The 22576-nt window shown below is 64.2% G+C and carries 22 protein-coding genes and 1 other RNA gene; 9 read left to right on the top strand and 14 right to left on the bottom strand.

Annotated elements, in window-relative coordinates:
* Positions 1-721, top strand: a 721-nt coding sequence (locus WCJ41_RS00820) for an MFS transporter (RefSeq protein ID WP_336903914.1), incomplete at its 5' end; no start/stop codon positions are given.
* A gap of 239 nt (positions 722-960) precedes the next feature.
* Here the strand turns inward: WCJ41_RS00820 and WCJ41_RS00825 are convergent.
* From WCJ41_RS00825 to WCJ41_RS00835, 3 genes are all read right to left on the bottom strand, one after another.
* Complete coding sequence (locus WCJ41_RS00825; protein ID WP_336903915.1) at positions 961-3327, bottom strand: UvrD-helicase domain-containing protein; 2367 nt, start codon at positions 3325-3327, stop codon at positions 961-963.
* A gap of 58 nt (positions 3328-3385) precedes the next feature.
* On the bottom strand, positions 3386-3583 hold the full coding sequence (locus tag WCJ41_RS00830) for a hypothetical protein (RefSeq protein WP_336903916.1): 198 nt from the start codon (positions 3581-3583) through the stop codon (positions 3386-3388).
* An 85-nt stretch (positions 3584-3668) separates the two neighbouring features.
* Positions 3669-4154, bottom strand: a complete 486-nt coding sequence (locus WCJ41_RS00835; RefSeq protein ID WP_336903917.1) for a thioesterase family protein — start codon at positions 4152-4154, stop codon at positions 3669-3671.
* A 35-nt stretch (positions 4155-4189) separates the two neighbouring features.
* On the opposite strand from WCJ41_RS00835, the gene WCJ41_RS00840 reads away from it, so the two are divergent.
* Together WCJ41_RS00840 and WCJ41_RS00845 are read left to right on the top strand one after the other, a co-directional pair.
* Complete coding sequence (locus WCJ41_RS00840) at positions 4190-5581, top strand: FAD-linked oxidase C-terminal domain-containing protein (protein WP_336903918.1); 1392 nt, start codon at positions 4190-4192, stop codon at positions 5579-5581.
* A gap of 32 nt (positions 5582-5613) precedes the next feature.
* Positions 5614-9384: an AsmA family protein gene (locus tag WCJ41_RS00845; RefSeq protein ID WP_336903919.1), complete on the top strand. Its 3771-nt coding sequence runs from the start codon at positions 5614-5616 to the stop codon at positions 9382-9384.
* 139 nt (positions 9385-9523) lie between these two features.
* On the opposite strand, the gene WCJ41_RS00850 is transcribed toward WCJ41_RS00845, so the two are convergent.
* The 3 genes from WCJ41_RS00850 to fumC are packed head-to-tail and all read right to left on the bottom strand — an operon-like array spanning position 9524 to position 11300.
* On the bottom strand, positions 9524-9736 hold the full coding sequence (locus tag WCJ41_RS00850) for a ribbon-helix-helix domain-containing protein (RefSeq protein WP_336903920.1): 213 nt from the start codon (positions 9734-9736) through the stop codon (positions 9524-9526).
* The gene (locus WCJ41_RS00855; protein ID WP_336903921.1) at positions 9736-9912 is read right to left on the bottom strand and encodes a DUF4169 family protein; all 177 of its coding nucleotides are present in this window, start codon (positions 9910-9912) and stop codon (positions 9736-9738) included. Before WCJ41_RS00855 ends, WCJ41_RS00850 begins: the two co-directional genes overlap by 1 nt.
* Positions 9912-11300 (bottom strand): class II fumarate hydratase, encoded by a 1389-nt coding sequence (gene fumC, locus WCJ41_RS00860; RefSeq protein ID WP_336903922.1) that lies wholly within the window; start codon positions 11298-11300, stop codon positions 9912-9914. Before fumC ends, WCJ41_RS00855 begins: the two co-directional genes overlap by 1 nt.
* A 138-nt stretch (positions 11301-11438) precedes the next feature.
* Between fumC and WCJ41_RS00865 the strand changes: the two genes are divergently transcribed.
* Positions 11439-12581, top strand: a complete 1143-nt coding sequence (locus WCJ41_RS00865) for an MFS transporter (RefSeq protein WP_336903923.1) — start codon at positions 11439-11441, stop codon at positions 12579-12581.
* On the opposite strand, the gene WCJ41_RS00870 is transcribed toward WCJ41_RS00865, so the two are convergent.
* From WCJ41_RS00870 to ssrA, 8 genes are all read right to left on the bottom strand, one after another.
* Positions 12528-13718, bottom strand: coding sequence for an MFS transporter (locus WCJ41_RS00870; RefSeq protein ID WP_336903924.1), 1191 nt, complete (start codon positions 13716-13718; stop codon positions 12528-12530). The two genes, WCJ41_RS00865 and WCJ41_RS00870, sit on opposite strands and share 54 nt — an antisense overlap.
* A 144-nt stretch (positions 13719-13862) precedes the next feature.
* Positions 13863-14795, bottom strand: coding sequence for a CehA/McbA family metallohydrolase (locus WCJ41_RS00875; protein WP_336903925.1), 933 nt, complete (start codon positions 14793-14795; stop codon positions 13863-13865).
* A gap of 22 nt (positions 14796-14817) precedes the next feature.
* Complete coding sequence (locus WCJ41_RS00880; RefSeq protein WP_336903926.1) at positions 14818-16704, bottom strand: potassium transporter Kup; 1887 nt, start codon at positions 16702-16704, stop codon at positions 14818-14820.
* A 41-nt stretch (positions 16705-16745) separates the two neighbouring features.
* Entirely contained in the window at positions 16746-17696 is a 951-nt protein-coding gene (gene mepA, locus WCJ41_RS00885; RefSeq protein ID WP_336903927.1) for a penicillin-insensitive murein endopeptidase, read from the bottom strand.
* Positions 17697-17704: 8 nt separating this feature from the next.
* On the bottom strand, positions 17705-18223 hold the full coding sequence (locus tag WCJ41_RS00890) for a ClpXP protease specificity-enhancing factor SspB (RefSeq protein ID WP_336903928.1): 519 nt from the start codon (positions 18221-18223) through the stop codon (positions 17705-17707).
* Between the two features lie 88 nt (positions 18224-18311).
* Entirely contained in the window at positions 18312-18698 is a 387-nt protein-coding gene (locus WCJ41_RS00895; protein ID WP_336903929.1) for a helix-turn-helix transcriptional regulator, read from the bottom strand.
* Positions 18699-18701: 3 nt separating this feature from the next.
* Positions 18702-18953: a plasmid stabilization protein gene (locus tag WCJ41_RS00900; RefSeq protein ID WP_336903930.1), complete on the bottom strand. Its 252-nt coding sequence runs from the start codon at positions 18951-18953 to the stop codon at positions 18702-18704.
* 81 nt (positions 18954-19034) lie between these two features.
* Positions 19035-19402: a transfer-messenger RNA gene (ssrA, locus tag WCJ41_RS00905) on the bottom strand.
* Positions 19403-19450: 48 nt separating this feature from the next.
* Here ssrA and WCJ41_RS00910 point away from each other — a divergent pair.
* Genes WCJ41_RS00910 through WCJ41_RS00930 form a run of 5 tightly spaced genes read left to right on the top strand, consistent with a single transcriptional unit; the run spans position 19451 to position 22500 of the window.
* Complete coding sequence (locus tag WCJ41_RS00910) at positions 19451-20245, top strand: thymidylate synthase (protein WP_336903931.1); 795 nt, start codon at positions 19451-19453, stop codon at positions 20243-20245.
* A complete protein-coding gene (locus WCJ41_RS00915) occupies positions 20242-21063 on the top strand; it encodes a CPBP family intramembrane glutamic endopeptidase (RefSeq protein WP_336903932.1) in 822 nt (273 codons plus the stop codon). The genes WCJ41_RS00910 and WCJ41_RS00915 overlap by 4 nt, the downstream gene beginning before the upstream one ends.
* Positions 21060-21536 carry a GNAT family N-acetyltransferase gene (locus tag WCJ41_RS00920; RefSeq protein ID WP_336903933.1) on the top strand — a complete coding sequence of 159 codons (477 nt, stop codon included), beginning with the start codon at positions 21060-21062 and terminating at the stop codon, positions 21534-21536. Before WCJ41_RS00915 ends, WCJ41_RS00920 begins: the two co-directional genes overlap by 4 nt.
* Positions 21533-22009 (top strand): GNAT family N-acetyltransferase, encoded by a 477-nt coding sequence (locus WCJ41_RS00925; protein WP_336903934.1) that lies wholly within the window; start codon positions 21533-21535, stop codon positions 22007-22009. The genes WCJ41_RS00920 and WCJ41_RS00925 overlap by 4 nt, the downstream gene beginning before the upstream one ends.
* Entirely contained in the window at positions 22006-22500 is a 495-nt protein-coding gene (locus WCJ41_RS00930; RefSeq protein WP_336903935.1) for a dihydrofolate reductase, read from the top strand. Before WCJ41_RS00925 ends, WCJ41_RS00930 begins: the two co-directional genes overlap by 4 nt.
* Positions 22501-22576: the final 76 nt, after the last annotated feature.

A 22576-nucleotide genomic window follows, 5' to 3' on the forward strand; every position in this document is an offset into this window, starting at 1 on the left:
CGTCACAGAGACCCATCGGACGCTCGCGCTGGCTGGCCTCCCGGTTGAGGGTGCCGGCAAGACATCCGCCCTCGTGAAGCGCATCGAACGGCTCGTCAAGGTGCACCAGCGGGCGGGCGTCGTCGGCGGCAGCCTGTTCCGGGTGGGCGTGGGGGCCGTGCCCTTCCTGCTGCCGCTGATGTTCCAGCTGGCCTATGGCATGAGCGCCTTCCAGTCCGGCATGATCACCTTCGTGGCAGCAGCCGGTGCCATCTCGATGAAGCTCGGGGCGGCGAAGATGATCCGCCGCTTCGGCTTCCGCCGCCTGCTGCTGGTCAACGGCCTGCTTGCCAGCGTCTCGATCTCGATCATGGGGCTCTTGTCGTCGTCGACTCCCTATCTGATCGCCATCTCGCTGCTCTTCGTCGGCGGCTTCCTGCGCTCGCTGCAGTTCACCGCACTGAACGCCATGTCGTACTCTGACGTCGACCACCAGCAGGCAAGCTACGCGACGAGCCTCTACACTGTGGTGCAGCAGCTCTCGCTGTCGATGGGCGTGGTGCTCGCCGCCTTCGTGCTTGAAGCCGCGCAGTGGTTCCGCAGCGAGATGGCGCTGACGCCGATGGACTTCACAATCGCCTTCGCCGTCGTGGCGGCATGCTCGGTGACGGCCTGCATTCAGTTCCTGACGCTGTCACCCGGTGCGGGTGAAGCGGTGAGCGGCAAGAGGATTGAGGCTTAGACTGGCGGTATCAGCGGTGGCGCGTGACGCGCGCCCACATCGTTTCCATGCCACGCGTGATGCGAAGGATTGCACGCAGCGTTCGGGATTGGGGCTGAAAGCCGTCCACTCCGAGTGGAGTTCTATTTGCGACTTCGCCGTGCAGGATCTGGTGAACGATTGCGGCTGAACTGGACATGGCATCAGTCGCCGTGATTCGCCTGCTCTTGGCGAGATCGCGCAGCGTCAAGTCTGTATGATTATTTTGCGTCCGCCCGCGTCACGAAGCTGTCGATCACGCGCTTCTCGCCGGCCTTGTCGAAGTCGATCGTCAGCTTGTTGCCTTCGACCGCGCTGATGACGCCATAACCAAACTTCTCGTGGAAGACGCGCTCGCCCTTGGCGTATTTCACGGCATCGGCGCTGCGCGCCACCATCTCGCCTTCGATGAAGTGCGGCGTGGAGCGCGTGGCCTTGCCTTCCGACCAGCGCTGTTGGGCGCGCTGCCAGCCGGGCGTGGCATAGGTGTTGCCGAAAGGCTTGGGCTCCTCATCGAATCGGCTCTTGCCATAGGTGCCGAGGCCGAAGCCGCCATAGCTTGTGGCCATCGGGGCCACCTCCACATGCATCTCCGGCAATTCGTCGATGAAGCGCGAGGGCAGTGCATTTTGCCAGAGGTTATGCACTCGGCGGTTCTGCGCGAAGGAAATGGTGGCGCGGCGCTTGGCCCTGGTGATGCCGACGTAAGCGAGGCGGCGCTCCTCCTCCAGCCCGGCGCGGCCCTTCTCGTCGAGCGAGCGCTGGCTGGGGAACAGGCCTTCCTCCCAGCCGGGCAGGAACACCGTGCCGAATTCCAGCCCCTTGGCGCCGTGCATGGTCATGATCGAGACCTTGTCTTCCTCGGCCGACTGTTCGACGTCCATGACAAGTGAAATATGCTCGAGGAATCCAGCGAGGTTCTCGAAATCGCCCATGGAGCGCACGAGTTCCTTGAGGTTGTCGAGGCGGCCCTGCGCCTCCGGGCTCTTGTCGGTCTGCCACATCTCGGTGTAACCGGACTCGTCCAGAACGATTTCTGCCAGTTCCGTGTGCGGAATGCCCTGCGCCATCTGCCGCCAGCGGCCGAAGCTCTCGACGAGCTTGCGTAGCGCGCCGCGCGTCTTGGCGGGCAGTTCGTCAGTCAGCGAGATTGCCTCCGCCGCGCGGTAGAGCGAGATGCCTTGAGCGCGGGCAATGCCATGCATGCGCTTGACCGAGGTGTCGCCGATGCCGCGCTTGGGCGTGTTGATGATGCGCTCGAAGGCCAGGTCATTGTCGGGCGAGGCGACGATCTTCAGATAGGCCAGCGCATCGCGCACTTCGGCGCGTTCATAGAAGCGCGGGCCGCCGATGACGCGATAGGGCACGCCGAGGGTAATGAAGCGGTCTTCGAAGGCGCGCATCTGGAACGAGGCGCGCACCAGGATCGCCATGTCGTTCAGCTTTTCGCCCTTGCGCTGGAAGTTCTCGATGTCCTCGCCGATGACGCGGGCTTCCTCGTCGCCATCCCAGTGGGCGCGCACGGTGACGGTCTCGCCGTCCTCGCGGTTGGTGTGCAGCGTCTTGCCGAGCCTGCTCTCGTTCTTGGCGATGAGGCCCGATGCCGCGCCCAATATCTGCGGCGTCGAGCGGTAGTTGCGTTCCAGCCGGATCACCTTGGCACCGGGGAAGTCCTTCTCGAAGCGCAGGATGTTGTCGACTTCTGCACCGCGCCAGCCATAGATCGACTGGTCGTCGTCACCCACGCAGCAGATGTTCTTGTGGCCCTGCGCCAGCAGGCGCAACCACAGATACTGCGCCACGTTGGTGTCCTGGTATTCGTCCACCAGCATGTATTTGAAGCGGCGCTGATACTCCTTCAGCACGTCCGGGTGTTCCTGGAAGATGCGCAGCACCTCGAGCAGCAGGTCGCCGAAGTCAGCAGCGTTCACCACCTTCAGCCGCTGCTGGTATTCGGCATAGAGCTTGCCGCCGAGGCCCCCATGGCCGAAGGCCGAGGCCTCGCCCGCAGGCACGCGGTCGGGCGTCAACCCGCGGTTCTTCCAGCCATCTATCAGGGAGGCCAATTGCCGGGCCGGCCAGCGCTTCTCGTCCACGTCATGGGCTTCGAGCAGTTGCTTCAAGAGCCGGATCTGGTCATCGGTATCGAGGATCGAAAAGCCGGAGCGCAGCCCCGCCAGTTCGGCATGGTTCCGCAAGATCTTCACGCCAATCGAATGGAAGGTGCCGAGCCAGGTCATGCCCTCGACGGCACCACCAATCAGCGCACCGATACGGTCGCGCATCTCGCGCGCCGCCTTGTTGGTGAAGGTCACCGCCAGCATTTGGCCAGGCCATGCCTTGCCGGTGGCGAGGATATGGGCAAGCCTTGTGGTCAGCACCCGCGTCTTGCCGGTGCCGGCACCCGCCAGCACGAGCAGGGGGCCGTCGGTATTCTCGACGGCTGCCCGCTGTTCGGGGTTGAGGCCCTTCAGATAGGGCGGCTCGGCCTGGCCGCCCAAGGCACGCGCCGCCAGGCCCCCGGGCTTGATCGCGGGGGCCGGTTGCTCGTCACCGAAGTCGTTCAGGTCAAAATTCTTGCTGCTCATCGAAAAGGTCCGAATCCTTCGGTCCTATATAGCAACGATGAGAACGAAATGCGAAACCTCAGGCGGCGCGGAGGTTCACGCAGTCTGCCGGGCGCTTCAGCGTGCGCACTGCGCCCTGAAGCTGACGCCACGTCTCCGCCGTTTCCATGTCGCCCAGTCGCTCGCAGATCTGGGCGTGCTTGGCGGCTTCCGATTCGGCACCCTTGCCATGAACGAAAACAAGCGCTTCCGCGAACAGGTTGAGACCGTTGTTCATGATTTTCGCCTCCTTCGTTGGTATTTCACCATCTATGGAGTTTGAATGCGCCGTTAATGTTGCGTGAATGTGACGTCTTTTGCGCTCACGCCTTTTTCGGGATGCCGATCTTGTGCCCAACTTGCGGCGGAACCGGAAGATGGCGGTGTGCCTCGCGCATTGCCTCAATCTTTTCCATGACATCGGGCGGGAAGGGGGCGGATTTCTTGAGCGCCATGTCGACGTGCATCACGATGATTTCGGTCACGCAGGCAAGCCAGCCCTCGGCGGCGTGGAACATCTGCTGCACGTAATGAACCCGTTTTGCATCGCAATCGAGAATCTGCGTCTCGATTCGTACCGAATCACCGGCATGCAGCTCCCGCAGGTAGGTGTTGTGGCACTCCAGCGAGAAGAAGGAGGCATTGCGCTCCTTCACGTAGTCCGGCCCCAGCCCGATGGCTTCGAAGGCCTCGTCGCCCGCCCGGTCGAAAAGCACGTTGTAATAGGCCATGTTGAAGTGGCCATTGTAGTCGACCCACTGGTCCTCCACCTTCAGCAGGCGGCCCACAAAAGGGGCAGGATAACCCATCGCAAAAACTCCGGTTTCCGGTTAATTTCCCCACCATGGATACTCCGCCTCCCAAGAACAGCACAACCCAGACCGTGGCCGACCTCCGCTCATGGCTCGGCGACCGGCTTTCCACTGCGCCTGCCGTGCGCGAGCAGCACGGCAAGGACCAGACATGGAACCCCGGCGCCCCGCCCGACGCCGTGGCCTTCGTGAAGACCACGGAGGAGGTGCAGCGCATCGTCGCCACCTGCGCCAGGCACGGCACCCCGGTCATTCCATATGGCACCGGCACCTCGCTTGAAGGGCACTTCTCCGCTCCCTTCGGCGGCATCTCCATCGACCTGTCGCAAATGAACCACATCCTTGAGGTCAATGCTTCGGACCTCGACTGCCGGGTGGAGGCAGGTGTCACGCGCAAGCAGCTCAACGCGCATCTGCGCGACCAGGGCCTGTTCTTCCCGGTCGATCCGGGTGCCGATGCCAGCCTCGGCGGCATGACGGCCACGCGCGCCTCGGGCACCAATGCCGTGCGCTACGGCACCATGCGGGAGAACGTCCTCAACGTCACCGCGGTCATGGCGAACGGCGAGATCATCCGCACTGGCAGCCGCGCCAAGAAGTCGTCTGCCGGTTATGACCTCACCCGGCTTCTCGTCGGCTCCGAAGGCACCCTTGGCGTCATCACCGAGGTGGCGCTCAAGCTTTATGGCATCCCGGAATCCATCGTCTCGGCCGTCTGCCCCTTCCCGAGCGTGGAGGCCTGCTGCAAGGCGACGATCACCGCGATCCAGATGGGCATTCCGGTGGCCCGCATCGAGCTGGTCGACGCCGAGCATGTGAAGGCCTTCAACAGCTATTCCAACCTCGATCTCAAGGTCACGCCCACCCTGTTCCTCGAATTCCACGGCACCGAGGCCTCGGCGCATGAGCAGGCTGAAACCTTCGCGGCCATTGCCGAGGAACTGGGCGGCGGCCCATACAGCATCGCCACCAGGGAAGAGGACCGGCAGAAGCTGTGGCAGGCCCGCCATGATGCGTTCTGGGCCACCAAGGCGCTGATGCCGGGCAAGGAGTCGCTGGCAACGGACGTCTGCGTCCCGATCTCCAGGCTCGCCGACTGCGTGACCGAAACCCAGGCGGACCTTGCCGCCAACAATCTCTATGGCCCCATCGTCGGGCACGTGGGCGACGGCAATTTCCACGTGGTGCTCTATTGCGACCGCTCGGACACAGCTGAATACGCCCGCGTGAAGGAGGTCTATGGCCGGATGATCGACCGCGCCATTGCCATGGGCGGCACCTGCACCGGCGAGCATGGCATCGGCTCCGGCAAGCGCGCCTATCTCGAGAAGGAGCATGGGCCGGCACTCGCCTTCATGCGCGACATCAAGCGCGCGCTGGACCCGAAGAACATCATGAACCCCGGCAAGAACGCCGCCATCTGATGGCTCCAGGTAAGCGCCAAAGATCCGGGTCCATGAAGATGTGGAAGTCACCCGTCCTGTATCTCGGCATCCTGCTGGTCATCGCCGTTGTTGGCCTGTTGGTGGCGCCCTTCGTCATCGACTGGAACGGCTACCGCGCCGACCTCGAGGCCTATGGCAAGAAGCTGACGGGCCGCGACGTGATCGTCGAGGGACCGGTTTCGGCACGACTCTTCCCGTGGCCGCGCCTCACCGTTGAGAATGTCCGCGTCGCCAGCCCTGATGGCATGGACGCCAAGGAATTCGCCTCCGCCGCGCGCCTCACCGTCAACATGACGTTGCAGGGCCTCCTGCAGGGCGGCATCGACGTCGAGAGCATCGCCATCCAGGACCCGGAAGTGAATTTCGAACGGCTGGAGTCAGGCGAAAGCAACTGGATTCTCCAACCCTCGGCCGACCTCGTCAACAGCGACATCCTCTCGCGGGTGAAGCTGGACAAGATTACGCTCACCGGTGCCACGGTGAACTTTCGCGACCACCGCCGCGGCGAGACGGTGACGCTCGACGACATCAACGCCGACGTGGCCTCGCCGGGCGTCATCGGTCCTTGGCGGCTGCGGGCCCGCGCCATCTACAATGACAGGCCGGTCAATGTTGCACTGAACACTGCCGCTTACGTGAAGGGCCAGCCCTTTCTCTTCGGCCTCAAGGTCCAGGCGGCGGATAACTCCGGCAAGGTCTACAGCTTCGATGGCACCTACAAGGATGGGGTCGCTGCGGGCGACGTTCAGGTGGCGCCCGCCCAGAGCGATGACGGCAAGGGTGATGCCGAGGGCCAGATCCGCCCGCTCGTCTTCACCGCCAAGGCCAAGGGTAATTTCGACCAGCTCGACTTCGCCGACATTCAGGTGAGCCGCGATGATCCCGCCAACGCCAGCGCCATCGCCACCGGTTCTGCCTCGCTGCGTTTAGGCAGTCACATCGATGCGAAGGCCGATCTCTCTGCCTCGCTGCTTGACCTTGACGAACTAGCCGGGGCCAAGTCGCGTGACGTGCTGCGCAAGGCGGGCAGCCTCGCCGTCATCGACGGTTTGCTGGCACTGCTGCCTGGTGACATGAGCCTCGACGGCCGCATCAAGGTCACCTCGCTCAAGAGCGAGGGCCAGAGCTTCGACAATGTCGAACTGGCAATTGCGGCCGACCGTGACCGCCTCACCGTCAACCGGTTCTCCTCCGGACTGCCGGGCCGCAGCGAGATGCTGTTCAAGGGCCGCTATTTTACAGCACCCGGCGGCGGCGAGTTGTCGGGCGATCTTGGGCTCGAAGCCAATGACCTGCGCGAGTTCACCCTGTGGCTCTGGCCCGGCCTGCGCGAGAGCCTCGGGTCACTGTGGACGGGAAACCGCGGCCGCCTCAAGCTGCAAACGGGCCTCAGCGTCACGCCGCAGGGCCTGCGCCTGACGGGCAGCGACTTCGAGCTCGATGGCGAACCCGGCAAGGGGGCGCTCGCCGTAACATCGGCGGGCCGCGGCGCGGTTGATCTCGACGTCGAGAGTGGCCGCTTCGATCTCGATGCCTATGCGCCGCAGGGCATCCCCGCCTTCGAGGCTGCAGCGAAGCAGGGTGCGGGCGGTGTGCTCGGCTTCCTGCTGCCGCGCCCCGATGCACCGGACCTGCGCCTCAAGGTGAAGGCTGACGAACTGTTGATGAACACGGTCACCGCACAGGACGTTGCGCTTGACCTGCAGTCCGGCGCCAATGGCCTCGATCTCCGCGCGCTGAACATCGGCTCGGTGGGCGGTGCCAATGTCACGGCCTCTGGCCTCATCCTCGACAATGGCAAGGGGGCCGACGGCTCCATCAGCGTCGATGTGAAGGCGGATGATCCGGGCGGCCTCATCAGGCTCCTCGGCCTGGCCAGCGGCGATGGTCTTCCCGGCTGGGCGCAGAACCTCGGCGCCACGGCTTTGCGCGCCGACCTCGGGGTGAAGCCGGGCGAGGGTGGCCTTGTCACCACGCTGAAGGCTGGTGGCACGGCGGGGCCGCTCACAATGTCCGCCTCCGGCACGGTCGGGCCGGACAGCGCGCTGAGTGGCAAGGCGCGCATCGATGCGCCCAGCTCGTCGCCTGTCCTCGCGCTGATCGGCCTTGCATCGGCCGGGCAGGACACGATGCCCGGTGGACTGGCGCTGGATGCCAGGGGCAGCATGGCCTTGGGCTTCCAGACCACTGCCACCATTCAAGCGTTGGGCGGGCGGCTCGATTATCAGGGGGTCACCAGTCTGCTGGCCGAGGGCTATGGCCTCGACGGCAAGCTTTCTTTGCGCGCCACTGATGCAGCCCCGCTTTTCGCCGCCACGGGCATGCCTGTAGCCGACTATGCCAGCGGTGTGCTGGTCGGTGATGCGGCGCTGGCCTGGGGCGATGGCAAGTGGACGCTGGCGGACATCAGCGGCCGCCTCGGCACGGTACCCTTCAGCGGTGAGGCCAGCCTGACGCCCGCCAATGTGCTGGATGCGCGGCTCAATACCGGCCCGCTGCGGCTGCGTGATCTGATGGGCGCTGCCTTCGTCGATTGGTCGGGTCCCGCGGCGGGGCCGGAAACGGGCTTCGCCACCGCGCTGCCCTTTGGCCTCACGGGGCAATTGTGGCTGACGCCCTCAGCGCTGGAAGTGCATCGCCACTTCACGGCACAAAGCGCCTCGTTTGGGATCGAGGCCAAGCCCGGTGAAATTCACGTCGCGATGAGCGGCAAGGACGCCGATGGCCGTGACGCGCTGCTCGATGTCACCTCGTCGGGAACGGACGAGAGCCGCAATATCTCCGGCAAGATGCGCATGCCGGTGGACCTGGCCCAGCAGCTGGCGCTCGTTACCGGAGGGCCAGTGGCCTCAGGCGAGGGGTCGCTGGATCTGACCTTCACCAGTGCGGGCCGCAGCCCCGGTGCCGCACTTGCCGCCGCACAGGGCGAGGGGAAGTTCGCTTTGGAGGGATTCAAGCTCTTGGGCATCACGCCCTCCGCTTTCACCACGGTGCTTGCAGCGGCAAAGGATGCGAGCGGCATCGGCGCTGCCTTTGCCGCGATGCGCGGCGGCATTGGGCTCGATTTCGGTGCGGTGAACGGCACCATCGGCCTGCAGGGCGGTGAAATGCGCTTTTCGCCGGTCCAGCATGTTGATGATGATGCAGGCGTCTACGTCAAGACTCTGGCCGATCTCGCGCAGGGCGAAGTCGACATGGACGTGGGCCTCTCGCTCAAGGCCCGACCAAATCTTCCGGCGATGAGCATTGCCTATGCCGGCCCGCCCATGGCGCTGGTGAGGAGCGAGAACAATTCGGAGATCGCCACCTCGCTTGGCGTCACCATCATGCAGCAGGGCATCAACGAGCTCGAACGCCTGCAGCAGGAGCAGGCGCGGCTGGCGCAGGAAGAAGAGAAGCAGCGCATCGAAGACGAGGCACGGCTGCAGGCCTATTATGCCCAGCGTGATGAGTTGCTGTTGCGAAGGCGCGAACTCAAGGTGCAGGCCGAGATGCAGGTGATGGAGGCCGACCGCTTGCGCCGCCAGATCGAAGCGGAGCGCGCCGCCAACACCGAGATGAACAAGGTCGAGATCCGCCAGCGCCTACGCGAGTTGAAGACATGGCGGAAGGTGTCGGACGCAAGCGACGCAGCCCCGGGTACCGCGGTTTCGCCGCAGCCCGCTGCCGCGAAGCCATCGCAACCGCGCAAGCCCACCACGGTGAAGCCGGTGATCCTGGCGAACCCGCCCGGCGCCCCCGTGAAGATATCGCCACCACCGAATTTCTCGCCGTCGCAGTAGTGGTCCAGGTTCGGGCTGCCTGAGAATTCATCATGCCCGGGCGTGACCCGGGCATCCTCTCTGTGGCGCATCATCGGATGCGCGGATCAAGTCCGCGGAAGAGGACCTGAGTGGAGAGAGTTGCGCTGCTTGCAGCCAACTACTGTGTAGCAGCGTCCTTCAGCAGCCACACCCGCGCCGCGCTGGACAGGTTGCGCTCGCCGCGGGCCTGGTCGATCTCGGCGACAAGTGCGGCAACAGTCATCTTGCGCTTCGCTGCCGCCTTCTGCAGCGCCTCCCAGAATTCGGGCTCCAGCGACAGCGAGGTGCGGTGGCCTTCGATGGTAAGCGATCGCTTGAGGTCCTTGCGCATCACTCCTCGCGCTTGTGCTGCTCGAGGTCCTTTGCGGCCTTGTCGTTCGTCGCGTCCGTCAGCTTTTTCTCCGCCTTGGTGCGGCCGAACTGCACGCGGTTTTCTCCGGCTGCGTCTTCCCTCGCGACGCGGTCCTTGCGCTTGCGGTGGAGCTTGAGGCTGACGATCTCGCCCATCACTTCGGTCCGATCATGTCCTCGGGGCGCACGATGAGGTCGAAGTCGTCTCCGGGGATGCCGTCTTTCACGGCTTCCTCGCGCAGCGTAGTACCGTTCTTGTGAGCGGTCTTGGCGATCTTTGCCGCGCGGTCATAGCCGTACTTGGGGGCAAGCGCGGTGACCAGCATCAGCGAGTTATCGAGCGCACGCTTGATGTTGTCCTCGCGCGCCACGATGCCCACCACGCAGTTGTCGGTGAAGCTCACGGCGGCATCCGCCAGCAGCCGCACCGACTGCAGGAAGTTGTAAGCCATCACCGGGTTGTAGACGTTGAGCTCAAAGTGGCCCTGGCTGCCAGCGAAGCTCAGCGCCGCCTGGTTGCCGAATACCTGCACGCAAACCATGGTGAGCGCTTCGCACTGCGTCGGGTTCACCTTGCCCGGCATGATGGACGAGCCCGGCTCGTTTTCCGGCAGCGAAAGCTCGCCAAGCCCTGAGCGCGGGCCGGAGCCCAGCAGGCGGATGTCGTTGGCGATCTTGAACAGCGACACGGCCACCGTGTTGATGGCACCATGGGTCATCACCATCGCATCATGCGCGGCAAGTGCCTCGAACTTGTTCGGCGCGGAGGTGAAGGGCATGTCGGTGATCTTGGCGATGCGGTCCGCCACCATCTCGGCGAAGCCCACGGGCGCGTTGAGGCCGGTGCCCACGGCCGTGCCGCCCTGAGCGAGTTCCATCAGCATCGGCATGGTCATCTGGATGCGCTTGATGCCGTTCCGCACCTGCTGGGCATAGCCGGAGAATTCCTGGCCGAGTGTCAGGGGCGTTGCATCCTGCGTGTGGGTGCGGCCGATCTTGATGATGAGGTTCCAGTCATGGGCCTTCTTGTCGAGCGCCTTGTGCAGGTGCTTCAGCGCCGGGATCAGCCGGTGTTCCACCTCTTCCGCCGCCGCGATGTGCATGGCGGTGGGGTAGGTGTCGTTCGACGACTGGCTCATGTTGACATGGTCATTGGGGTGCACGGGCTTCTTGGAGCCCATCACGCCGCCCATCATCTCGATTGCCCGGTTGGAGATCACCTCGTTGGCATTCATGTTCGACTGGGTGCCGGATCCCGTCTGCCAGACGACCAGCGGGAAGTGCTCGTCGAGCTTTCCGTCGATCACCTCCTGTGCGGCCTTGACCACGGTTTCGCCCACGGTCTTGTCGAGGCGGCCCAGTGCCATGTTGGTCTCGGCCGCGGCGCGCTTCACGATGCCCAGCGCGCGCACCACGGGAAGCGGCTGGCGCTCCCAGCCGATCTTGAAATTGCCGATCGAGCGCTGCGCCTGCGCACCCCAGTATTTCGTGGTATCGACCTCGATAGGGCCGAAGGTGTCCGTCTCGGTGCGGGTCTTGCTCATGGCAGTCCTCGAAATCTGCTTATTGCGGAAAGGTTTCGGGGGGCTGATTATCACTTCGAACCCTTGACCGCCAGTCAGACGGAAGTTGACCAGATGCTACCGAAAAATCTGCCCCGCGGTATCTGGATGCTGGGATTCGTGAGCCTTTTCATGGATGTCTCCTCCGAGATGGTGCACGCCATCCTGCCGCTCTTCGTGGTCGGCACGCTGGGGGCTTCGGCCGCGCTTCTGGGCCTGCTGGAGGGCATTGCCGAGGCAACGGCGCAAGTCGCCAAGCTGTTTTCCGGGGTCCTCAGCGACCGCTGGGGCAGCCGCAAGGGGTTGGCGCTGCTGGGCTATGGGCTGGCGGCTGTGGTGAAGCCGCTGTTTCCGCTGGCAAGCTCCGTCGAGTCGGTCTTCGCTGCCCGCTTCATCGACCGGGTGGGCAAGGGCATCCGTGGCGCCCCGCGCGATGCGCTTGTGGCCGATATCGCACCACCTGAACTGCGTGGCGCCGCCTTCGGCCTTCGCCAGTCGCTGGATACGGTGGGCGCCTTTGCAGGCCCGCTCATCGCCATCGTCCTGATGTCGTTGTTCCTGTTCGACCTGCGGAGCGTGATGTGGGTGGCCTGCATCCCCGCCGTCATCGCAGTGGCCTTCCTCGCATTCGGCGTCGAGGATGTGCAACACCGTAGCCAGGGCGAGAAGAAGCCGGGCTTCGACCTGCGCACGGCGTCCTCACTCGGCCCCGCCTTCTGGCAGGTCACGGCGGTGGGCTCCGCCATGATGCTGGCCCGCTTCTCGGAAGCCTTCCTCGTGCTCAAGGCGTCCGCTGCGGGCTTGTCGAATGCCTGGGTGCCAATGGTGATGGTGGTGATGAGCGTCGTCTATTCGCTGTCGTCCTATCCGGCGGGCGCGTTGTCGGATCGCGTTGGACGCGTGGGACTGCTGGTCGCCGGGCTCATCGTGCTTGTCATTGCCGATCTCGTCCTGGCCTTCGGCGGGTCCATCACCTCCATGATGATCGGTGTGGCACTGTGGGGCCTGCACATGGGGCTCACCCAGGGTGGCCTCTCGACCATGGTGGCCGATACGGCACCCAAGGCATTGCGCGGCACGGCCTTCGGCATGTTCAACCTCGCCAGCGGGTTGGCGCTGCTGGTCGGCAGCGTGCTGGCGGGCGTGTTGTGGGATGCCTATGGCCCTTCCGCAACCTTCCTCGCAGGCGGCGCCTTCGCTGTCCTCACGCTACTGGGCGTGCTGTGGGTGAAGCCGCGTCAGCCACAGCATGAACAGGGTTGAAGCCAGCGCCGATGCACCTGCGATCAGCAGCGATACCTGCGGGCTCACCACGCCGAGCAGCAGCGAGAACAACAAAGGCGCGGCGGCGTTGAGGATCAGGTTGGGTGCCGAGATAACGCCCAGCACCTCGCCATAGCCCTTGGTTCCGAACAGCATCAGCGGCACGGCACCCTTGGCGATGGTGACGAGTCCGTTCGACGCGCCATAGAGCACCGCGAAGCCGATGGCCGCAGGCCATGAGAAGCCCATCAGCGCGAAGAGACCCACTGCCACGGGCAGCAGCCCGAAGGCGATGAGGCCCAGCTGCATCGGCGTCAGGTGCCGCCCGATCAGGATCTCGCCCAGTCGGCTCGCCACTTGCGACGGGCCGATGAGGGCCGCCATGAACACGGCCTCGTTGCCTGCAAAACCCAGCCCCTGGAACAGCGGCACGGCATGCGCCGAGATCGCGGAGAAGACGAGGCCATTCAGCGCCAGAGCGGTGGCGAACAGGGTGATCGCCATCAGCCGCCCGCGGCCGGCGAGGCTGGGTGTTGCGCTGTCGCTCACGCGCTCCGCCGCGCGGTCGCCGCGCGCGGCGTGCAGCACCAGCCAGTGAATGGGCAGGCAGATGAACAAGTTCAGCGCGGCATAGGCCAGCAGCGTGTGCGACCACCCGATGTTCAGCGCCAGGTAATGGCTCACCGGCCAGAACACCGTAGAGGCAAGCCCGCCGAACAGCGTGAGATAGGAGATGGCGCGGCGCGCGCCTTGCCCCACGATCTGTGTCAGGCTGGCGAAGGCGGCGTCATAGGTGGCAAACCGCATGGCAAGGCCCAGCAGCAGCCAGCCGATACAATAGGTGACGGGATGCGGGAACGCGCCCATGAGCGCCAGTCCCACCGCCGCGCAGAGCGAGCCTGCCATCATCACCCGCTGGCCGCCGATCCGGTCGATCAACCGCCCGCCGCGGCGTGAGATCACGCCGCTCAGCAGCAGCGCGCCCGAGAAGGCACCGAAGATCAGCGTGCCCGACCAGCCGGTCGAGAGCGCAATGTCCTGCGACAGGGCGCCGAGCATGTAATAGGTCGTGCCCCAGCCAATGATCTGGGTGAGCCCGAGACCGCAGATGACGATCCAGAGCGGCAGGCGGGTCATGCAAAGAATGACTGCGTTTCACCCCGTTCATCATGCCCGGGCTTGACCCGGGCATCCTTTGCGGGTCTGGCGAAAAGGATCGCCGGGTCAAGCCCGGCGATGATGACGTCTAGATTATTGGCTTGAGCATTCACCAGGCGGACCTCAGGCGATCTCGTCCCACCAGATGGGGTTCGACCAGGCGCGCTTGCCCGCGCCGTCGATGACGGTGACGCGGAACCACGGGCTCGTCCTCTTCAGTAGCCAGCCTTTTTCCAGCTTGGCGAGGTCGAAGCTCGCATCGGTGATGGCCTTGCCAATACGCACCGCGCTGCGTGACGTGCCGCAGACCACCGTGATGGTGTCGACGGGCGAGCAGGAAATGGAGATCTCCTTGCCGTTCATCTCGATGGCATGGAGCTGCGGGCCCATGCTCGAATAATACAGGCCCTTCTTCAGGCTCTCAAGCAGCGCGTCGGGGTCGAGGCTCTCCGCCTTCACATGCACCCAGCCGCCGAAATAGTCCGGCCCCTTGAAATGCGCGTCATCGGTGGCAAAGGCGGTGAGGCGCTTGCCCTCGGTGAACAGCTGGTCGGCCAAGTACCAGCCATCGCCGCGGTCGTTCTCGATGGCGCAGCCATGGTTGTAGATCTCCACCGCATGCGCTGCGTCGATGGCGCGACCATCTTCGATCGTCAGCTGCGACCATGCGGGGTGCGCAATGCCGATGAAGGCGCCGGCCTCGCGGGCACGCCTTGCAAGCTGAGCGCCCGTTTCACCGGGCAGGTTGCGCGGGAAATCCAGCGGCAGGCCAGCGGCCACGATGTGCCAGAGCTCGCCCACCTGCGTTTCCGGCGCATGCAGTTCGACGCCAAGCAGCGTGGTGTAGCTGTTGGAGCGGAAGGGGCGCGTGTCGGCGATGGGGAAATCGAAGTGCTCGATGAAGTGTTCGGAGAGCTGCATGAAGTCATAGCCAGCCTGCTTGTAGGCATCGACCACGGCCTTCGGCTCCAGCGCGCCGTCCGAGAGGTTCGAATGCGTGTGCAGGTTGCCGCGCCAGAAGCGTCCGGGTGCGGAGAAGGGGGCGAGGAGAGTCATGCGGAGATCCTGTGGCTTGGGGTCAGACGCTCATCTGCATGCCAAGCTCGACCACGCGGTCGGGCGGGATGCGGAAGAACTCGATGGCGCGCGAGGACTGGTTGGCCATCATGATGAACAGCCGTTGCTGCCAGAACGGCAACGACGAGCGTGCCGACATGCGTATCACCCGTCGACCAAGGAAATATGACGCATGCCGCGGGTCGATCTCGAGGCCGAACTCGGCGCATGCGCGCAGCGCCTTGGGCACGTCCGGCTGTTCCATGTAACCGAACCGCGCTTCCACCAGCCAGGCGCCCAGCGGCAGCTGCTTGACCGACACGCGGTCCTCGCCGTCGAGGCGCGGCTGGCTCGTCGTCTCGGCGGTGATGAACACCAGTCGGTCATGCAGCACGCGATTGTGCTTGAGGTTGTGCATCAGCGCGCTTGGTGCATAGAGCGGGTCGGTCTGCAGGAACACGGCCGCACCGGCCACGCGCGTCGGCTGGCGGCGTTCGAGGCTTTCGAGCAGCGGCACCAGTTCCACCGACTCCTTCTTCAGCTTGTCGGTCAGGGCCCGGCGGCCGCGCATCCAGGTGACCATCAGCAGGATGATGGTGGCGCCCATCAGCACCGGCACATAACCGCCATTGGCGAGCTTGAGGCCATTGGCGGCGAGGAAGGTGGCCTCGATTACGAAAATGACGGCGAGGGCCGGGATCACGATGTAGCGCGGCAGGTTGCGCGACTTCCAGAAGAAGATCACAGCCAGGATGGTATCGACCACCATCGAGGTGTTGACCGCAATGCCATAGGCCGAGGCGAGGTTCGAGGATGACTGGAACACCAGCACGAGGATGACCACGCCGACGAGGATCATCCAGTTGATCTGGCCCACATAGATCTGGCCATGCTCGGTCTCGCTCGTATGGGTGATGCCCATGCGCGGGAATAGGCCCAGCGACATCGCCTGCTGGGCAATCGAGAAGGCACCGGTGATGACCGCCTGCGAGGCGATCACCGTCACCGCCGTGGCCAGCAGTACCAGCGGAATCACCATCCAGCCTTCCACCATGAGGAAGAACGGATTGGTCACTGCTTCCGGGTGCGAGATGATGAAGGCGCCTTGGCCGAGGTAGTTGAGGATGAGACCGGGGAACACCACGCAAAGCCACGCCATGCGGATGGGCTTCGCGCCGAAGTGGCCCATGTCGGCATAAAGCGCCTCGCCACCGGTCACGGCGAGGAACACGCCGCCGAACACGAGGAGTGCCAGGCCCGGACGGTCGATCAGCATCCCCAGCCCGTGCATCGGGTTGAAGGCGTTGAAGATCTCGAGATCGTCAGAGATGTGGAACAGGCCCATCACACCCAGCGTGGCGAACCACACCATGGTGATGGGCGCGAAGAGCCGCGCCACGCCGCCCGTGCCCTTGTACTGGAACAGGAACAGCGTGATCAGGATGGCCAGCGTGAGGGGCACCACATAGGGTTCGAAATGGTTGTTCACCACCTTGAGGCCCTCGACGGCGGAGAGCACCGACATGGCCGGCGTGATCATCGCATCGCCGAAGAAGAAGGCCGCGCCGATGATGCCGAGCGTGAGCACGACGCCGCCCTTGCGGCCGAGCAGGCTTTCCACCAGCACGACGAGGGAGAGAATGCCGCCTTCGCCCTTGTTGTCGGCCCGCATCAGGAAGAACACGTATTTGAGCGTGACGATCAGGATCAGCGCCCACAGCAGCAGCGAAGCGACGCCCAGTACCGCCTCGCGCAGGTCTGCGCCGTTGGCAACGACCGGGTGCAGCGCCTCGCGCATCGCGTAGAGCGGGCTCGTGCCGATGTCGCCGAACACCACGCCGATCGAGGCATATGCAAGCTTGAGGGAGGCCTTGCTGGAGCCGTTTGGCTGCGCTTCGGTGCTATTCATGGATGCGCGCCGTGGCGCTGGCCCCTGTTTCTGCCGAACGACTATTCCGCCGTCACGACGGCGCGGCATTCAGCAGGAAGCGATGCCAGAGTCAAGGGTGCGGGGGGCTTCACCGGTTTTGTCGGCTTCTTCTCCGGCGGCGGGTGCTCGATGCGCTTCCACGGCCCGTTGCCCATCCAGTAGGCGAGTTCCTTGCCGCAGCCCGTGCCGTCTTCCGGGTTTGCCTCCGGCTGGTCCCTGCAGTTCTTGGCGCCCGCCGGGCAGGCGATGCGAATGTGGAAGTGATAGTTGTGATTGTAGTAGGGGCGCACCTTGGCGAGCCAAGCGCGGTCGCCGGTCGCCCACTTGCACAGCGCCGCCTTGATCGGCGGGTTGACGAAGATGCGCTCCACCTCCGGGTAGGATGCGGCGCGCTTCAGAAGCCGGGCATGGGCGTTCGACCACAGCGACTTGTCGACGCTGTGGCGCGTCGGTGCCAGAACGTCGGGCTCGATGTTCTCGCGTTCCTGCGCCGTCATCTGGTGGTCGGGCATCTGCTTGAACCAGATATCGGCATCAAGACCGATCTGGTGGCTGGCGTGGCCCGAAGGCATGGGCCCGCCGCGCGGCATGGACATGTCGCCGACCAGCAGGCCGTTCCAGCCGTCCTCGCCCTTGGCCTCGGTGCCGAGGCGCTCGAGCAGGTCGACCAGTTGCGGCTGTCCCCAGTAGCGATTGCGGGAGGGGCGGATCACCTGCCAGGCGGGGCCGTCGACCGGCAGTGCCACCGCACCGGCCTGACAGCCCTTTGAATAGAAGCCGATGGGGCGCGACTTCATGGTGGAGGCCGGCGTCGTGAAGCTCGAGAACAGCTTCTTGGCCGGAAGCTTCATGAGTTCCTTGTCGGACAGGGCGGCCAGCGCCCGCATGTCATTGGCCGACTGTGACCACGCAGCACCAATGCCGAGGCCGGCGACAAGAATTGCCGCGGCAATGACGAGATGTCTGTTCATCGGCGTCCTCACTTCTTGCGGAATTGGTCCAATGAAACGACCTTGGCGGCCTCGTCCTGCGCGGGTCTTTCTTCGAGTGTGTCATCTGACAGGATGGCCGGAACCGGCTGCGTCTCGAGCTTGGCAGTGGCTGGCTTTGGCGCCTCAACCTCGCGCGGGCGGGCATGCTGGGCCTGCGTCTCGAACTGCAGCCCGAACTGTACGGCGGGGTCGAGGAAGCCCTTCACCGCGTCGAAGGGAATGACCAGGTGCTCGGGCACATTGTCGAAGGAGAGCTCGACCTCGAAGTAATTGTCATGCACCCGCAGGTTCCAGTACTGGTGCTGCAACACGATCGTCATCTCGCGCGGGTAGCGCGCGTCGATCTTCTCGGACAGTTCGACGCCGGGCGCCCGCGTGTTGAAGGCGATGTAGAAGTGGTGCTCACCCGGCAACCCGGTGGTCTCGGCGATGCGCAGCGCTTCGCGGACGACCCCCTTGAGGGCGTTCTGGGCGAGCAGGTCATAGCGCATCAAGTCATCGGGCATCAGGCGAATCCGGCGTCTGTTTCAGTCTGGGACCCGGGGGTAGCATAGCCGGGCGGAGGAGGCAAAGTCATCCGGCGGGGTGTCCCGTCTAGGCGATCCACTCCGGCGGAACACTCAACCGCGCGGCCAGGGCTTGAAGCGCCTCGCCGCCCACCGGTCGCCGTCCGCTTTCCATGTCCGACAGATAGCCTTGGCCCACGCCAGCCTGTTTCGCCAGTTCTGTCTGGGTCATTTCTCTCCACAGACGGATGGCCCTCAGGCGGCTGTTGCCCTTGAGGAGTAAGGCGCTGACTGGCTCCGGAAGCAAACCGCCGCCCGCGCCCGCGAGTGCTGCCTTGCGGGCGTCGTAAATCGCCACATCATCAGCATCATCATCCGCTGCCTCGGCCGCGGCAACCAGAGCGTCGTATTCCGACCGCGGCAGCACCACCATCTCCTCGCCGGAGGGGGTGCGAATGATCTGAAGTCTGCCCATGGTCTATCTCCTCCGATAGGTCGTCGTGTCCCGCTTGCCGATGTAGATCGCCAGGATTGTGAGGCGGTCCTCGTCGAAAATCACGCGGTAGCGACCGATCCGGAGCCTGTAACCTTCCCGGCCGCTCAACTGTTTCACATCGCCGTCACCCGTCGCCGCATAGCGCACAAGTCCGGCCTCGACTTGATCCCTGCCATCCGCAGGCAGGGCATCAAGGTCCTTGGCCGCTGCATGAGTGAAGATGATGGTCTTCATGGCGATAATATCGCGCAAAACCATCCCAGCACGAAGCGATATTATCGCATACATATTCAAGGCTGGCAATGATGAAATGTAAGTGCCGGCTTCTGTTGCCAGGTGCCGGCGAACCCCGCCTTAAGCTGCTAAGCCCAAGGACTTTGATTTCGGTTGCTCAGGCTGCTTACGCAGCCACCGCGACCGGAGCATAGTTGTCGTTGGCAACTATAAATTTAGCCCGATAACGTCGGTACCATCACGAGCAAAAAGCAACCCTTTACGCCCTCGTCGATCCTATTTCGCCCCCAGCAAAGGCCGCCGTCTCGGCCAGCGGTCTGTGGTGGAGGCGCCGGGTACTGCCCCCGGGTCCGAAAGGTTTATTACGATTACCGTTTATCACCATAGTCATGCCCCTTGCGGAACGTGACGGACGAAATATAGGCAGCCGTCCCGCCCAAGGGAAGGGAAACTTCGGCCTCTTTGTATCGCCCGGTGGAATCGTCTAGGCTTTGCCCATGAAGCAATATCACGACCTGATGCAGCACGTGCGCGAGCAGGGCCACCGCAAGGACGACCGTACCGGAACCGGAACCCTCTCGATCTTCGGCTGGCAGAGCCGTTATGATCTTTCGCAGGGCTTCCCGCTGCTCACCACCAAGAAGCTGCACCTGCGCTCGATCATCCATGAGCTGCTGTGGTTCATCCGCGGCGAGACCAACGTCAAATACCTGCGCGACAACAAGGTCACCATCTGGGACGATTGGGCTGATGCCAACGGCGACCTCGGTCCCGTCTATGGCGCCCAGTGGCGCTCCTGGCCGGCGCGTGACGGCTCCACCATCGACCAGCTGTCGGAGGTCATCGCCCGCATCAGGAAGAGCCCGGACTCGCGCCGCCTGATCGTCACCGCCTGGAACCCGGCGGACGTGGACAAGATGGCGCTGCCGCCCTGCCACTGCCTGTTCCAGTTCTACGTGGCGGACGGCAAGCTCTCCTGCCAGCTCTACCAGCGCTCGGCCGACATCTTCCTCGGCGTGCCCTTCAACATCGCGTCCTATGCGCTGCTCACCCACATGGTGGCGCATGTGACGGGGCTGAAAGCGGGCGAGTTCATCCACACGCTGGGTGACGCGCATCTCTATCTCAACCACCTCGAGCAGACGGACGAGCAGCTGACGCGTGAACCGCTGCCGCTGCCGCGCCTCATCATCAAGCGCGACGTAAAGGACATCATGGATTTCCGGTTCGAGGATTTCGAGATCGCCAATTATCAGTCGCACCCCCACATCGCAGCACCTGTCGCCGTATGAAGATGCTGGGCGAGGATTTCACGGGCGGCTTCTTCCGCCGCATCTATGCACCGTCCAACCCGGCAGGGCTGTGGTATGCGCTGGCCGTGGCGGTCGGCCTGATGGTGCTGCACCAGCTTCTGCAGCTGGTGCTGGTCTTCGGCTTCATGCTGATCTTCAAGCTCAACCCTGCTGTTACGCGGGAAACCACCAAGGTGGCGCTCGTGTCGATCTTCCCCGCCTCGCTCATGGTTGGCGCGCTGGCGTGGTGGCTGGCGGGGCGGCGTGGCGGCATCCCGGCGCGGGTGCTCAGCCTGCGCTGGCCGAAGCTCACGCCGCTCGGCTGGGTGGCGCTCGTGCTCTGCTTCATGGCGGCCATGTATGCCGCGATCATGGCGATCGTGCTGATCTTCCACATCGACATGGCGCAATACACGCCGGGCCCCAATGGGCAGTCGCCGAAGTCCGGTTCGGCGGGTGCCGTCAAGGAGGCGATGTTCGACATCGCCAATGAGCCATGGCTGTTCGCCCTGGTCTTCCCCTCGATTGCCATCGGCGCGCCGCTGGCCGAGGAATTGATCTTCCGTGGCCAGCTGTTCTCGGCCCTGTCGCAGACCAGGCTCGGTGTTGCCGGCACCACGCTGGTGACGGCGCTGCTGTGGGCGCTCATGCATGTGACGGAGCCGTGGCTGTCGATCGGCCTCATCTTCGTCATGGGCCTGATCTTCGGCTGGATGATGTATCGCTTCGGCAGCCTGTGGGTGACCATCGCCTGCCACGGCATCTGGAATGGCTTCTACGCGCTCCTCATCTTCTTCCAGATGGGTGGCGGCCCGTGACGCTCGAAATCAGGAAGGCCCGTCCCGGCGAGGAGGGGCTGGTACTGTCCTTCATCAACAAGCTCGCCGACTATGAGAAGCTTAGCGATGAAGTGACGGCCAACGAGGCCGACCTGCGCGAAGGGCTGTTCGGGCGTGAGCCGCGCTGTCATTGCGACCTCGCCTTCTGGAACGGTTCACCCGTTGGCTTCGCGCTGTGGTTCTACAATTTCTCCACCTTCGCCGGTAAGGCGGGCATCTATTTGGAAGACCTGTTCGTCGAACCTGAACTGCGTGGCAAGGGCATTGGCAAGGCGCTGCTGAAGGGCCTGGCGCGCCGCTGCGTGGAGGAGGGCCTGCCGCGCCTGCAATGGTGGGTGCTGGACTGGAACGAACCCTCCATCGCCGTTTACAAGTCGCTGGGCGCCAAGCCCATGGATGAGTGGACGGTGTTCCGCGTGTCAGGTGCCGAACTGGAAGCGCTGGCGTCATGACGGTTACGATTCGCCCCGCGGTGGCTGGTGACGGCCCCATCCTGATCACCATGGTGCGTGAACTCGCCGTGCATCACGACTATGAAGCCTATTTCACGGCCACACCCGCCGACTACGAGCGGTTCCTGGCAGACCCCAACGCCATTAACGGCGCGATCATCGCAGAATGGAACGGCGAGCCCGCTGGCTGCGCCACATGGCAGCGCAGCTATGCCACCTTCACCGGTCGCGAGGTCATCTACCTGGAGGATATTTCGGTGCTACCACCCTTCCGCCGGAAGGGCATTGCCACCGTGCTGCTCAAGGCAGTGGCGAAACTCGCGGTGCAGCGTAATGCCGGTGCCGTAAAGTGGCTGATGATGGGCTGGAACACCGACGCGCGCCGCCTTTATGAAGCCGCAGGCGCTTCTATCGAGGATGGCAACTGCTTTTGCCAACTCAGTGGCGAAGCGCTCGAAAGGCTCGCCTCATGATTTCCTATGTCGTCGCCGTATCGAAGAACGGGGTGATCGGCCGCGAGGGTGGCCTTCCCTGGCACATTTCCTCCGACCTCAAGCGCTTCAAGGAAATCACCATGGGAAAGCCCGTGGTGATGGGCCGAAAGACCTGGGAGAGCCTGCCCCGGAAGCCGCTGCCCGGCCGGCGCAACATCGTCATCACCCGGCAGGCGGGCTTTGCGCCCGAGGGGGCCGAAGTGGCGGCAACGCCCGAGGAGGCGCTCAGCCTGTGCGGGGATGCGCCCGAGGTGGCGGTGATCGGCGGCGGCGAGATCTACCGGCTGTTCTGGCCGCTGGTCGACCGGCTCTACCTCACCGAGGTCGACCTCGACGTGGCGGGCGACACCCATTTCCCCGATGTCTTGCCGGGCGAGTGGCGGGAAGTCGGCCGCGAGGTCCATCCGCGGGGCGATAAGGACTCGGCCTCCTTCACCCTGCGCATCCTGGATCGCATGACAAAAATTTAAGGTTCCGGGCCGCCGTGGACATTCAGCCGCAGCGTACCTATATCGTTCCGAACGTATCACGACATCAGAAGAACAA

The organism is Aestuariivirga sp., from assembly GCF_037139295.1.
Taxonomy (GTDB): Bacteria; Pseudomonadota; Alphaproteobacteria; order Rhizobiales; family Aestuariivirgaceae; genus Aestuariivirga.